This window comes from Streptomyces sp. NPDC005955 (genome assembly GCF_042871255.1).
Classification (GTDB): domain Bacteria; phylum Actinomycetota; class Actinomycetes; order Streptomycetales; family Streptomycetaceae; genus Streptomyces.
Genome location: NZ_JBIAIF010000009.1, coordinates 69,161 through 82,166, shown reverse-complemented (window position 1 = coordinate 82,166; position 13,006 = coordinate 69,161). Strand labels below are relative to the sequence as shown.

9 protein-coding genes and 1 riboswitch are annotated in these 13,006 nt (G+C 74.0%); of the genes, 6 read left to right on the top strand and 3 right to left on the bottom strand.

Translation table 11 applies throughout. The features are described 5' to 3' along the window. The first annotated feature begins 46 nt into the window (after positions 1-46). From ACFYOU_RS21910 to ACFYOU_RS21890, 5 genes are read left to right on the top strand one after another with little or no spacing between them, the layout of a single operon-like run. On the top strand, positions 47-2,824 hold the full coding sequence (locus ACFYOU_RS21910) for a prenyltransferase/squalene oxidase repeat-containing protein (RefSeq protein WP_391307770.1): 2,778 nt from the start codon (positions 47-49) through the stop codon (positions 2,822-2,824). Next, positions 2,821-3,792: a hypothetical protein gene (locus ACFYOU_RS21905; protein ID WP_391307769.1), complete on the top strand. Its 972-nt coding sequence runs from the start codon at positions 2,821-2,823 to the stop codon at positions 3,790-3,792. The genes ACFYOU_RS21910 and ACFYOU_RS21905 overlap by 4 nt, the downstream gene beginning before the upstream one ends. Before the next feature lie 29 nt (positions 3,793-3,821). Next, on the top strand, positions 3,822-4,985 hold the full coding sequence (locus ACFYOU_RS21900) for a CbiQ family ECF transporter T component (RefSeq protein ID WP_391307767.1): 1,164 nt from the start codon (positions 3,822-3,824) through the stop codon (positions 4,983-4,985). Next, positions 4,982-6,628, top strand: a complete 1,647-nt coding sequence (locus tag ACFYOU_RS21895) for an ATP-binding cassette domain-containing protein (RefSeq protein ID WP_391307765.1) — start codon at positions 4,982-4,984, stop codon at positions 6,626-6,628. The genes ACFYOU_RS21900 and ACFYOU_RS21895 overlap by 4 nt, the downstream gene beginning before the upstream one ends. Then, complete coding sequence (locus ACFYOU_RS21890) at positions 6,625-7,503, top strand: ECF transporter S component (RefSeq protein ID WP_391307763.1); 879 nt, start codon at positions 6,625-6,627, stop codon at positions 7,501-7,503. The genes ACFYOU_RS21895 and ACFYOU_RS21890 overlap by 4 nt, the downstream gene beginning before the upstream one ends. A gap of 64 nt (positions 7,504-7,567) precedes the next feature. Here the strand turns inward: ACFYOU_RS21890 and metE are convergent, their stop codons facing one another. Beyond that, positions 7,568-9,892, bottom strand: coding sequence for a 5-methyltetrahydropteroyltriglutamate--homocysteine S-methyltransferase (gene metE / locus ACFYOU_RS21885; RefSeq protein WP_391307761.1), 2,325 nt, complete (start codon positions 9,890-9,892; stop codon positions 7,568-7,570). Positions 9,893-10,079: 187 nt separating this feature from the next. Then, a riboswitch (cobalamin riboswitch) is annotated at positions 10,080-10,299 on the bottom strand. 135 nt (positions 10,300-10,434) lie between these two features. Here metE and ACFYOU_RS21880 point away from each other — a divergent pair. After that, a complete protein-coding gene (locus ACFYOU_RS21880; RefSeq protein ID WP_391307759.1) occupies positions 10,435-10,794 on the top strand; it encodes a tetratricopeptide repeat protein in 360 nt (119 codons plus the stop codon). Positions 10,795-10,885: 91 nt separating this feature from the next. Here the strand turns inward: ACFYOU_RS21880 and ACFYOU_RS21875 are convergent, their stop codons facing one another. Beyond that, positions 10,886-12,184: an MFS transporter gene (locus tag ACFYOU_RS21875; protein ID WP_391307757.1), complete on the bottom strand. Its 1,299-nt coding sequence runs from the start codon at positions 12,182-12,184 to the stop codon at positions 10,886-10,888. Then, complete coding sequence (locus ACFYOU_RS21870) at positions 12,181-12,879, bottom strand: helix-turn-helix domain-containing protein (protein WP_391307756.1); 699 nt, start codon at positions 12,877-12,879, stop codon at positions 12,181-12,183. The genes ACFYOU_RS21875 and ACFYOU_RS21870 overlap by 4 nt, the downstream gene beginning before the upstream one ends. Positions 12,880-13,006 lie beyond the last annotated feature (127 nt).

Here is a 13,006-nt window from a genome sequence, read left to right as displayed (position 1 = left end):
GCCCTTCAGCCACGTCTGGCCGCCCGGATGACACGGGGGAGCTCGGGTGGACAGGGACAAGCGGAGACGGTTCGCGGGGCTGGCCGCCCTGCTGTCGGCCGTGCTCCTGTTCGGCGGAACCAGTGCCGTGCTCGTCACCGCCTCCCCGGTGCTCGCCGACCCGATCGACCGGTGCACCGCCAGCAGGGGAGCCGTGGTCGCCGTGGACTTCGGCCCCTTCGGCGGCACGGTCGAGCGGGGCTGCGACACCACGCCGACCACCGGCTACGAGCTGCTGCACGAGGCGGGTTTCAGCACGGCCGGCACCGGCCACGACGGCGATGCGTTCATCTGCCGCATCGGCCACGGCTCGTTCCACTCCGGCACCCCGTACCCGACTCCCGCCACCGAGGACTGCGTCCTCACCCCGCAGGCCACCGCGTACTGGTCGTACTGGGTCGCCTCCCCCGACGAGGAGGACTGGAAGTACAGCCAGTACGGGGCGATGGACCGCAAGCCCAACGCGGGTGACGTGGACGCCTGGGTCTTCGGCGGCACCGACGTCGGCGGCACCACCGGCCGGCCGACGTTCACCCCCGACGAGGTGCGGGCGGGCGGCGGCACACCGGGTCCAGGGCCCGAGGAGCCGAACGTCCCGCCGGCCGAAGTGGACCTCGCCCAGGCCGCCGCCTGGGTCCGGGCCGCACTGACCGACGGGGAACGGGTGGTGGACGAGGGCGCCGAAACCCCCAACCACTTCCTGACCACGGAGGCCGCGTACGCGCTGGCCACCCGGGGCAAGAGCCGGGCGCTGACCAAGGTGACCGCGTTCCTCCGTGCCCAGACCGGCGCCTACGCCTACGCCGCGGGACGGGACGGGGCACCGGACGCCACGGCCGCCGCCCGGCTCGCCCTGCTCGCCGCCGTCACCGAGGGCGACCCGCGTGACTTCGGCGGACACGACCTCGTCGGCGATCTGGCGGACCACGTCTGTCCTGCCGGCGGGCAGCCCGGCTGCACCGCCGAGGGCGACTTCCGCAACGCGTCCTACACCGACGGGCAGGCCCTGGGGGTGCTCGCCCTGCTGCGGGGCGGCGTGCGGCCCCCGACCGCGACGCTGACCCGACTCACCCGGCTCCAGTGCCGGGACGGCAGTTTCACCAGTGTCCTGATCGGCCCCGGGGAGAACTGCGAGGGCGACCCCCTCGCCACGGGCCTCGCCGTGCTGGCCCTGCACCAGGCGGGCGGTCACCGGGCGGTGGTGGCGAAGGCCCGCGACCACCTGCGGAAGGCCCAGCTGAGCAACGGCGCGTTCCCCGGCTACACCGGTGGCACCACGGGCAGCGTGATCGGCACCGGCTACGCCGCCCAGGCGCTACGGGTCCTCGGCGAGAAAGTGCGCGCCGACGCCGCCGTGTCCTGGCTGGCCGGGCAGCAACTCGCCGACGGGGGCTTCGGTTTCGAGGAGGGCGCGACGGACCCGGTGTTCTACGCGACCGGGGTGGCCGTCCTGGCGGGGGCGGACACCAGCCTGGCCTCGCTGACCACGAAGAAGCCCGATCGCCCGCAGCCCCCGAGCACCACTCCCCCGGCCTCACCGCCCGCCTCGCCGCCCGCCTCGGGCCACGGTCGGGGCCCGGACCTGAAGAAGGGGGTCGCGTACCTCACCGACGCGGCCCGACTGCGACAGGGCCACTACTACGACATCGGCGCCGGGTCGACGCGGGCGGACTTCGGACTCACCATCGACGGCGCTTACGCACTCGCCGCGACCGGTCACGACGACGACGCGTTGCGCGGCATCGTCGACTTCCTCGACCAGGGGGGCGAGGACGGCGAGGGACGCACCGTCCACGACTGGACCAAGGTGGGCACCCGGTACGCCGGAGGCGGTTCCCTCGGCAAGACCGCCGTCCTCGCCCAGGCCGTCGGCCGCGACCCGCGCGACTTCGGCGGACAGGACCTGATCGCGGGGCTGGCGACGGCCGTCTGCCGGGGTCCCAGTACCGCGCCGGACCGCAGTTGCGCGGCGAAGGGCGCGTACACCTACGCCCCGTCCGTCTTCGCCCACGCGCTGGCGGTGATGGCCCAGATGCGGGCCGGGGAGGAGGGTGCGGCGTCCGACCCCGTCGCCTATCTCAAGAGCCTCCAGCACGACTCCGGCGCCTTCCCCAGTCTGGTGCCGGCGACCGGGGACTCCGATGTGGACTCCACCGCCATCGCCGCGATGGCCCTGGACCTCGTCGGGGACGACGAGGCCGATGCGGCCGTCGACCGGGCGCTGCGCTGGATCGCCGCGCAGCAACTCGACGACGGCGGCTTCCCCGGCGCTGCCGGGAACTCGGTCAACTCCGCCGCCCTCGCGGTGCAGGGCCTGTCCCTGGACGCCCCGGGGTACGAGCGGCAGATCGCCGGGGCCCGGAAGTTCCTGGCCGCACAGCAGAACCCCGACGGGGGGTTCAACGTTGCCGAGGACGGCCAGCGGGGCTCTGACCTGCGGGCTTCGACCCAGGCCGTCGGCGGCTCCACCGGCGTCTCCTTCGGCGTGCTGACCCGCGATCTGACCGGCACCCGACCGCAGCCCGACGCCACTCCCACGCCTACTCCCACGCCCTCCGCGTCGGCGTCCACACCGGCGATCGTCACGCCGGGCAGCGCGGGCGGAAGCCCTGCGGGCACCGGGGGCGCCGGCGCTTCGGGGGGCGGCTCCGGAGGCGGGTTGGCCTCCACCGGAGGCGGGGTCGCGGTACTCGCCGCCGGCGCCGCAACGCTCGTCCTGGCGGGCTGCGCGGTGACCGCCGCGGTCCGCCACCGCAGCAGGGCCCTACGAGGGGGACAGTCGTGACCAGGACCGCCGCACGCGTGGCACGGACCGCCGCAGCCCTGGGCACGGCAGGCGCCCTCCTCGGGGGCACCACGGGTCCCGTGTCCGCGGCCCCCCAGCCGATGGGTCGGTGCACCACCTCCTCCGGCGTGGTGCTGGCCGTCGACTTCAGCAGGTGGGGCGGCCCGGTGTACCGCTCCTGCGGCACCACCCCGACGACCGGGTACGCACTGCTCAACCAGGGCGGTTGGCGCACCAGCGGGACGGGCCACGACGGTCCGGCGTTCATCTGCCGGATCGGGTACAGCGGCCACCGGGGCGGCAAGCAGTTCCCGCCGCCGGACCAGGACGACTGCGTGCTCACCCCGCCCGCCTCCGCGTACTGGTCGTACTGGCACGCGGACCCCGGGGAGAACACCTGGGAGTACAGCCAGCTCGGTGCCATGCTCTACCGGCCGAAGCCGGGCAGCGTCGACCTGTGGATCTTCGGCGGCACCGACATCGAGGGCACCAGGGGCCGTCCGACCGTCACCCCCGACCAGGTGCGGGCCCGCAACACCGAGCCGACCGGGGGCGGCAAGCCCACCGGGACGCCGCCCCCGCGCACGGCGGACCCCCTGCCGCCCGGCACCGACACCGGCCCCACCCCGACCCGGACCCGATCCGCTGCGCCGCCGCCCCGCACCACTCCCCCGCCGACCGGGGAGGCTCCCTCCCCCACCCGTTCGGCCGAGCCCTCCGCGTCCCCGCCCCCGCGCACCTCCCCGAGCGCTCCGTCGACGTCGCCGTCACCCACGCCGTCCGTTTCCTCGGCGCCGGCCCGGGCGGGCGGCGGGCCGAGCCCCGCGCAAGTGGTCGAGGCGGCCCCGGCGGCGGACGCCGCCCATGACTCCGGCTCCTTCGCCCCCGCCGCGGCCGCCGGCGGACTGGTCCTCCTCCTCGTCGGTGCGGCCGTGTTCGCGGCCAAACGCCGCAAGCGCACGGAGTAGGCGCCCCGGTGGCTCCCTCCCCTTCCCCCGTGGCGCCTCCGTCCGCGCCCGCGCCCCGGACGGACCCGGGTGGACGTCGGCTGCCGCGTGCCCTGCACCCGGTGGCCTGGTGGATCTGGGCGCTCGCCCTCGCCACCGCCGTCAGCCGCACCAACAACCCCCTGTTGCTGTTCCTCGTCCTGGCGGTGCTCGGTTACGTCGTCACCGCGCGCCGTACCGAGGCGCCCTGGGCCCGCGGTTTCGTCTACTACCTGTACCTCGCGCTGTTCGTCGTGGCGATCCGGGTGGTCTTCCGCGCGGTGTTCGCCACCGGGATCACCCCGCACGACCACTTCCTGTTCTCGCTGCCGCGCGTGCCGACCCCCGACTGGTACGCCGGCATCGAGATCGGCGGACCGGTCTCCTTGGAGGCCCTGCTCTCCGCGGCCACCGACGGACTGCGGCTCGCCTGCATGCTGTGCTGCATCGGGGCGGCCAACACCCTCGCCAATCCCAAGCGCGCCCTGCGCGTGCTGCCCGGCGCCCTGTACGAACTCGGGGTCGCCGTGACCGTCTCCCTCAGCGTCGCCCCGCAACTCGTGCAGAGCGTGCAGCGGGTCCACCGGGCCCGGCGGCTGCGCGCCGGGCGCACCAAGGGTCTCGGCGCCCTGCGCGGCATCGTGGTCCCGGTGCTCGAAGACGCGCTGGAACGTTCCCTGCGGCTCGCCGCCGCGATGGACTCGCGCGGCTACGGCAGGGCCGGCACGGCCACCCGTGCCACCCGGCGGATCACCGGGGCGCTGATGCTCACCGGCATGTGCGGTCTGTGCGCCGGGGCCTACGGTCTCCTCGACGCCACCGCGCCCCGGCTCCTCGGCACGCCCACGATGGTGGCGGGCGCGCTCCTGTGCGTCGCGGGGCTGCGCCTGGGCGGGCGCAGGATCACCCGGACCACCTACCGCCCGGACCCGTGGCGGTTCGCGGAGTGGGCGGTCGCCGGTTGCGGGGTGGTGTCGGCGGTCGTCCTCTTCAGCAACGCCGGCTTCCACGCCGCCGACCTCAACCCGTCGATCTACCCGCTGAGTTGGCCCACCCTGCCGCTGGTGCCGACCGCCGCGATCCTGCTCGCCGGCGCCGCCGGCTTCCTCTCGCCACCGCCCCGGGCTCCCGCCCCTGCGTCCGTCCCTCCCCCGCGCACCGAGGCGGTCACGTGATCACCTTCGACCAGGTCAGCGTCCAGTACGAGGACCGGGCCGACCCCGTACTGCGGGAGGTCGACCTGACGGTGGAGGAGGGCGAACTGTGCCTGGTCGTCGGGCACACCGGGGTGGGCAAGTCGACGCTCCTGGGAGCCGTCAACGGCCTGGTGCCGCACTTCACCGGGGGCACCCTGTACGGCCGGGTCACCGTCGACGGCCGTGACACCGCCGACCATCCGCCCCGTGAGCTCGCCGATGTGGTGGGCGTGGTGGGTCAGGACCCGCTCGACGGGTTCGTCACCGACACCGTGGAGGAGGAACTCGCCTACGCCATGGAACAACTGGCGGTCCCGCCGGCCACGATGCGCAAACGGGTGGAGGAGACCCTCGACCTGCTCGGCCTCGCCGACCTCCGGCACCGGGCGCTGTACGAACTCTCCGGCGGCCAACAGCAGCGCGTCGCCATCGGTTCCGTCCTCACCGCGCATCCCCGGGTCCTCGTGCTCGACGAGCCCACCTCCGCCCTCGATCCGTCGGCGGCCGAGGAGGTCCTGGCCTCCGTGACCCGCCTCGTCCACGACCTCGGGGTGACCGTCCTCATCGCGGAACACCGTCTCGAACGCGTCGTCCAGTACGCCGACCGGGTCATCCACCTGCCCGGCGACGGCAAGGTGGTCAGCGGCCGGCCCGCCGAGGTCTTCCGCACCTCGTCCATCGCCCCGCCGATCGTGGAACTGGGGCGGGCCGCCGGCTGGTCCCCGCTGCCGCTGTCCGTCCGGGACGCCCGCCGCGCGGCCGCTGCGCTGCGCGCACGGCTCGACCGGACGCCGCCGTCGCCGGCGAGGGGGCGCACGCCGGACGCGGGCGAACCGCTGCTGACGGCACGTCGGGTCACGGTCAGCTACCAGCGCGTTCCCGCGGTCCGTGAGGTCGACCTCGATCTGCACCGCGGGGTCGTCACCGCCCTGATGGGCCGCAACGGCTCGGGCAAGTCCTCGTTGCTGTGGGCGCTCCAGGGCTCGGGGCCCCGGGCGGGCGGGACCGTCCGGGTCGGGAACGACGGAGCGGGGAAGGCCGACGACCCCCGTGACCTGTCGGCGGCCGACGCCCGTCGACTGGTCGGGCTGGTCCCCCAGACGCCCACCGACCTGCTGTACCTGGAGAGCGTCAAGCAGGAACTCGACCAGGCCGACACGGAATCCCTCGGCGCGGGCACGAACCGCCCGGCCCGCGCGGTCCTCGACCGGCTCGCGCCCGGGATCGACGACGCCACGCACCCGCGCGACCTCTCCGAAGGGCAGAAGCTCGCCCTGGTCCTGGCGATCCAACTCACCGCGGCACCGCGGGTCGTACTGCTCGACGAGCCGACGCGGGGACTCGACTACCGGGCCAAGAGCCAACTGATCCGCATCGTCGACGAGCTCGCCGCCGAGGGGCGCACCGTGGTGGTCTCCACCCACGACGTGGAGTTCGTGGCCCGGGCCGCCGACCGGGTCGTGGTGATGGCCGAGGGCGAGGTCGTCGCCGACGGGCCCACCCCGGAGGTCATCGTCGCCTCCCCCGTCTTCGCCCCCCAGGTCGCGAAGATCCTCGCGCCGCTCCCCTACCTCACCGTCGCGCAGGTCGCGGGGGCGCTCACCGGCGGGGCGGGTTCATGACCCTCCCCGCCGCCACGACCGCGATCCGCATCCGGCCCCGCGCCGCGGTGGTCATCACCCTGGCGGCCCTCCTCGGCGTGGTCGCGTTCTTCTGGCCCTTCCTCGTCGCCCCCGGTGCCTTCGCCTCGCACTACGCGCCGCCCCTGATCTTCGGGGTGCTGCTCGTCCTGGTGCTGAGCGTGGTGATCTCGGAGATGGCCGAGGGCGGCATCAGCTCCAAGGCCCTCGCCATGCTCGGGGTGCTCTCCGCCGTGAACGCCGCCCTGCGTCCGCTCGGTGCGGGCACCGCCGGCATCGAGACGGTGTTCTTCGTCCTCGTCCTGGCGGGCCGCGTCTACGGGCCCGGGTTCGGCTTCGCGCTGGGCTGCACCTCGCTGTTCGCGTCCGCCCTGATCACCGGGGGCGTCGGCCCGTGGATGCCGTACCAGATGTTCGGCTGCGCCTTCGTGGGCCTGCTCGCGGGGCTCCTGCCGAGGGCCACCGGACGGCAGGAGGTGCTGTTGCTCGCCGTCTACGGCTCCTTCTCCGGCTACCTCTTCGGCTTCCTGCTCAACCTGTCCTTCTGGCCGTTCTCCCTGGACCCGGGCAGTTCGATCGCCTATCTGCCCGGTCTCCCCTTCACCGAGCAGTGGCAGCGCTACGTCGCCTTCGACCTCGCGACGTCGCTGGGCTGGGACACCGGGCGGGCCGTCACCAACTTCGTGTGCATCGTCCTCGCGGGTCCGGCGGTGCTGACGGTGTTCCGTCGAGCGGCCCGCAAGGCCCGCTTCCAGGCCCCGGTGCGCTTCGCCGCGCCCCGCGACGGTGCGCCGCCGGACTCCCCGCCGCCCGGGTCCGGGTCCGGGGCGGGAGCGGGGCAGGACGGACCGGTCTGAGCGTCCTGGGCTGGGGTGGGGGAACCTCGGTCGGGGGCGGGGTGTCCGCCCCCGACCGGTGGCGTCAGGCGTTGTGGGACGTGAGACCGGAGCGGACCTCGCGGGCTGCGGCGACCAGGTTCTCCAGGGAGGCCCGGGTCTCGGGCCAGCCGCGGGTCTTCAGTCCGCAGTCGGGGTTGACCCAGAGACGTTCGGCCGGGATGGCCTCCAGCCCCTTGCGCAGCAGGGTGACCGCTTCCTCCGCGCTGGGCACCCGCGGGGAGTGGATGTCGTAGACGCCGGGTCCCGCCTCGCGCGGGTAGCCGTGGGCGGCGAGTTCACGTGCGACCTGCATGTGGGAACGCGCTGCCTCCAGGCTGATGACGTCGGCGTCGAGGTCGTCGATCGCCTGGACGATGTCACCGAACTCGGCGTAGCACATGTGGGTGTGGATCTGGGTGGCCGGTCGAACCCCGCTGGTGGTGAGGCGGAACGACTCCGTGGCCCAGTCGAGGTAGTCAGCGTGGTCGGCGGAGCGCAGCGGCAGGGTCTCGCGGAGTGCGGGTTCGTCGACCTGGATGACGGAGGTCCCGGCGGCTTCGAGGTCGTCGACCTCGTCGCGCAGGGCGAGGGCGACCTGACGGGCGGTGTCGCCGAGGGGCTGGTCGTCGCGGACGAAGGACCAGGCGAGCATGGTGACCGGCCCGGTCAGCATGCCCTTGACGGGCCGCTCGGTGAGCGACTGGGCGTAGGCGGTCCAGCGCACGGTCATCGGCTCGGGGCGGGAGATGTCCCCGGCCAGCACCGGCGGCCGGACGTAACGGGTGCCGTAGGACTGGACCCAGCCGTGTTGGGTGGCGAGGTAGCCGGTGAGCTGCTCGGCGAAGTACTGCACCATGTCGTTGCGTTCGGGCTCGCCGTGCACCAGCACGTCGATGCCCGCCTTCTCCTGGAAGGCGATGACCTCCCGGATCTCGTCCTTGATGCGCTCCTCGTACCCGGCGGTGTCGAGGCGTCGCGCCCGTAGGTCGGCGCGGGCGGTACGGAGTTCGCCTGTCTGCGGGAAGGAGCCGATGGTGGTGGTGGGCAGCAGTGGCAGGCCCAGGTGGGACCGCTGGGCGGCGGTGCGTTCGGCGTAGGGCAGGGAGCGGCGGCCGTCGGCGTCGGTGACGGCGGCGGTGCGGGCCCGGACCGCCGGGTCGTGGGTGAGGGGGGATCCGGCGCGGGAGGCCAGGTCGGCCCGGTTGGCCGCGAGTTCGGCGGTGATGGCGCCGGTGCCCTGGGCGAGCCCCTTGGCCAGGGTGACGATCTCGGTGGTCTTCTGCTGGGCGAAGGCGAGCCAGCGGGCGATCTGCGGGTCGACGTCCCGTTCGGCGGTGGCGTCCAGCGGGACGTGGAGCAGGGAGCAGGAGGCGGCCACGTCCACCCGGTCGGCGAGGCCGAGCAGGGTGCCGAGGGTGGCGAGGGACTTCTCGTAGTCGTTGATCCAGATGTTGCGGCCGTTGACGACCCCCGCGACCAGGCGCTTGGCCCGCAGGCCACCGACGGCGGCGAGGTCGTCGAGGTTTCCGGCGGCGCGCTCCGTGAAGTCGAGGGCGAGGCCCTCGACGGGGGCCTTGGCGAGGACGGGCAGGGCGTCGCCGAGGCGGTCGAAGTACGAGGCGACCAGCAGCTTGGGCCGTGCGGTGAGTCCGCCGAGGTCACGGTAGGCGCGGGCGGCGGCGTTCAGGTCGGCCGGGGTGCGGTCCTGGACCAGGGCGGGTTCGTCGAGTTGGACCCACTCGGCGCCGGCGGCACGCAGGTCGGCGAGGACCTCGGCGTACACGGGCAGCAGCCGGTCGAGCAGGGTCAGCGGTTCGAAGTCGGGGGCGACGCCGGGGGCGGGCTTGGCCAGCAGCAGATAGGTGACGGGGCCGACGAGGACCGGGCGGGCGGTGAGCCCGAGGGCGAGGGCCTCCTCCAGTTCCAAGACCTGCTTGGTCGAGTCGGCCCGGAAGACGGTGTCGGGGCCGAGTTCGGGGACCAGGTAGTGGTAGTTGGTGTCGAACCACTTGGTCATCTCCAGCGGTGCGACGTCCTGGGTGCCGCGCGCCATGGCGAAGTAGCCGTCGAGCGGGTCCGCCGTAAGGGCACCGCGGTGCCGTGCGGGGACGGCGCCGACCATGACGCTGGTGTCCAGCACGTGGTCGTAGTACGAGAAGTCACCGGTCGGCACTTCGTGGACGCCGGCGTCGGCCAGTCGTCGCCAGTTCGTCCGACGGAGTTCGGCGGCGGTCCGGCGGAGGGCGTCGGCGGTGACGCGGCCCTTCCAGTAACCCTCCACGGCCTTCTTCAGTTCCCGGTGCTGGCCCTGGCGGGGGTAGCCGTACACGGTGGCTCGTGCTGCCGCGGCTGCGGGCTGGGCTGTCACGGAACTCTCCTTCGCGAGATGTGTCCTGAGGATCCCGGGGACGGGACGAGGACGCGAAGGGTCGACAGACCTGACGGGTCCGGTGGTGCGCGCGGGGCGCAGCGGTCCGTCTGGTGTGCACTCCTCGGACGGGTGTCCGAGGTTCCTCCGACCCGCCCACGAGGTCACCGGGATGCCGTGCGCGATCGGTCGGGCACGGGCAGCGGGCAGGTCTTCGGACTCGCGGGCACGTCCGTCGGGACGGACACCTACTGGCCGTCGCTTCCCAGATCCGTTGGCCGGATCCAGTGCGTATGACGGCGGTCGTTCCCACTCACCGCTGCGGGGCAGTCCCGGATTCCCACCGGGTTCCCTCTTGCGACGCGTCTGTCTGGCGGACAGGGCGAACCAGCTGCGTCGATCAGCTTAGAGGGACCTTCCGGGTTCGGACAGTGCCGCCCACATTCCGGATGGTGAGGTGAGACGTCCGCCGGCCCGCGGACTCGGGGAATATCCACCCGTCCGACCCGGTTGGGGCGGGTGTCACATCGTCCAAGGAGGTCATGGTGAGCACGGCGTACTACGAGTTCGGCACGGCGGCGGAGCGCTGGGACCGGGCCCGCATGTTCTTCGACTCCAAGGAGTACCTGACGGCCGCGCGCATCCTGGTCGGTCTGGTCGAGGAGGAGCCGGAGCAGGTCGCCCCGCGTCTGTTGCTCGCCCGTGCCTACTACCACTCCGCCCAGCTGGGTCGGGCGGAGGAGCAGCTCCGCGCGGTCCTGGAGCGGGACCCCGTCGAGGGGTACGCGCGGCTGATGCTGGGCCGGACGCTGGAGCGTCAGGGGCGCGACGCCGAGGCGGCACCGCAGCTGCGGATGGCGGCTGCGTTCGCCGGTGAGTTCTCGCCGACCGACGGCGTCTGAATCCGGACGCACCCGTCGCCCGGGCGGGTCGCGACGCGACGCGTGCCGGTCGTGGTGCGGCGGCGGGGACAGTACCTGGTGCGGCGCGCGGTCAGAGTTGCGCGCGCCGCACCGGCGCGGTGAGCGACAGCGCCACCGCGGCCGTGCAGACGGCCCCGCAGCCGAGGAAGAACGCACCGATGCCCCACCGTGCGGTGACGACACCCGCCAGGGGGTAGAGGGCGGGCGCGAGTCCGAGGGTGCCCAAGGTGGTGACGGAGGTGATCCGCCCGAGGTACCGCGGTTCGGTGGCCCGTTGCACCAGCGCGTGCGCGAGGGTTCCCGCGGTACCGGACGCCGCACCCACCAGGCCGCACCACAGCAGCGCGGTCGACGTGGTCTGCGTCCGGCCCAACGCCGCCACGGCCACCCCGCTGAGCAGGAGCGCCACGGCCATGACGGCGGGCGCGCGGGGAACCCGGGACACGGTGGCCAACGTCAGCCCCGTCGCCGCCCCGCCGATGCTGAACGCCGCGAGGAGGCCGCCCAGTTCGGCGGGCCCCCAGCCCCGGTCCTGGGTGAACAGGACGAGGCCGGCGGCGAGCGGGCCGCTGAAGCACATGTCACCGAGGGCGAGGACGGTGACCAGGCGCGCCAACCTCCGGTCACCGCGCAGCAGTTGCCACCCCTCACGGAGGTCGTCCCGGAAGGTCGTGGCCGGACGGTCCCGGCCTGAACGTCCCGCCGGCCCGCCGGCCGGGGGCGGCGCCAGTGGTGCGATGCGCACGAGGACGATCAGCACCAGCGACACGACGAACAGCACCCCCGCCACCGCGAACCCGGCCGCCGCGCCGCCCGCGCCCACCACGGCCGCCGCGATCAGCGGGCCCACCGCGTTCGCCAGTCGCACGGCGAGCCCCCGCAGGGCCTGCACCCGCGCCAGTTGGGCGACCGGGGCGATGCGCGGGGGCAGCGCGCCGACCGCGGGCATGAACACGGCGTCGACGATGCCGAAGGCCAGGGCGAGCAGGCACAGGGACCACAGTCCGGGCCCGGCGATCCAGGTCACCCCGGCGACCGCGGCGACCGTCGCGGTGCGGACGGCGTCGCTGGCGATGAGGACGCGGCGGGGTCCGAACCGGTCGGCCAGCACGCCGCCGCCCAGCATCAGGACGGCTCGGGGCGCGGCGCCCACCGCCAGGACCAGGCCCACCTGGGCGGCGCCCGCGACCCGTGAGGCCGCCCAGGTGAGGACGAAGTAGTAGGCGACGTCGCCGGTCACCGATGCGGTGTACGCACCGAGCCAGCGCAGCACGTTGGCGTCGCGGTAGACGGGTCGCCCGTCCCGTTCCGCTTCGGCCGGGGTTCCTGGTTCCGGTCGTGCGCGGACGTGACCGGATCCGTCGCTCACCCGGCTCCTTCCGTTCCCGTCGCCCCGCCCCTCGCTCCGCCCGTCGATTCGTCCGTCGAGCTGGCACCGCGCGCGGTCGTCGTACGGGGCCCTCCGGAGGTGGCGTAGATCTGTACGTGGGCGGCGACCGGCCCCGCGGCTCCCGCCCCGTCGGCTTCGGTGCGGCGGGCGTCGCCCCGGGCCCCGTACCGTGCGATCACCTCCGCCAGTTCGTGCTGCATCCGACGGGCCTCGTCCGGCGTCAGCCACAGCTGGTGGTCGGTGAAGGCCACCGCCCCGAACCAGGGATCGGGCAGCGCGGGCACCGTCTCGGTGGCCACCCGGCGCAGGGTCTCGCTCTGGGCGAGGGCGACGGCCTGGACGTAGGCGCGTTGGCCCGTTCCGTCGGCACCGGTGCGGGCGGGGTCGTGTTCGGTCGTGGTGTGCCGCGGTCGCCACCACCGCTCCCGCTTGCTGCCCCGCTCCCGGTCCTCCTCGATGAGTCCGCCGGCCGCGAGCCTGCGCAGGTGGTAGCTGGCCGCACCCGAGTCCAGGTCGAAGTGGCGGGCGAGCTGTCGTCCGGTGGCGGGCCCGTGCCACCGCAGACGGGTGAGCAGGGCGACGCGAACGGGATGGGCGAGGACGCGCAGGGCCCGGGGGTCGAGGGACAGGTCCAGCACGGATCGATCGGGGTCGGGTGCCGCCGTGTCGTTCATGAAGGACACGATAGGTGCGAAGAACTCTTCGCGAAAGACTGTTCGCGAAGAGTTCTTCGCATCCGAGGGGCCGTTCCGGAGGGGCTGACCGTGATGCCGGTCGACCCCACCCGCCCCGGGCTCGGCC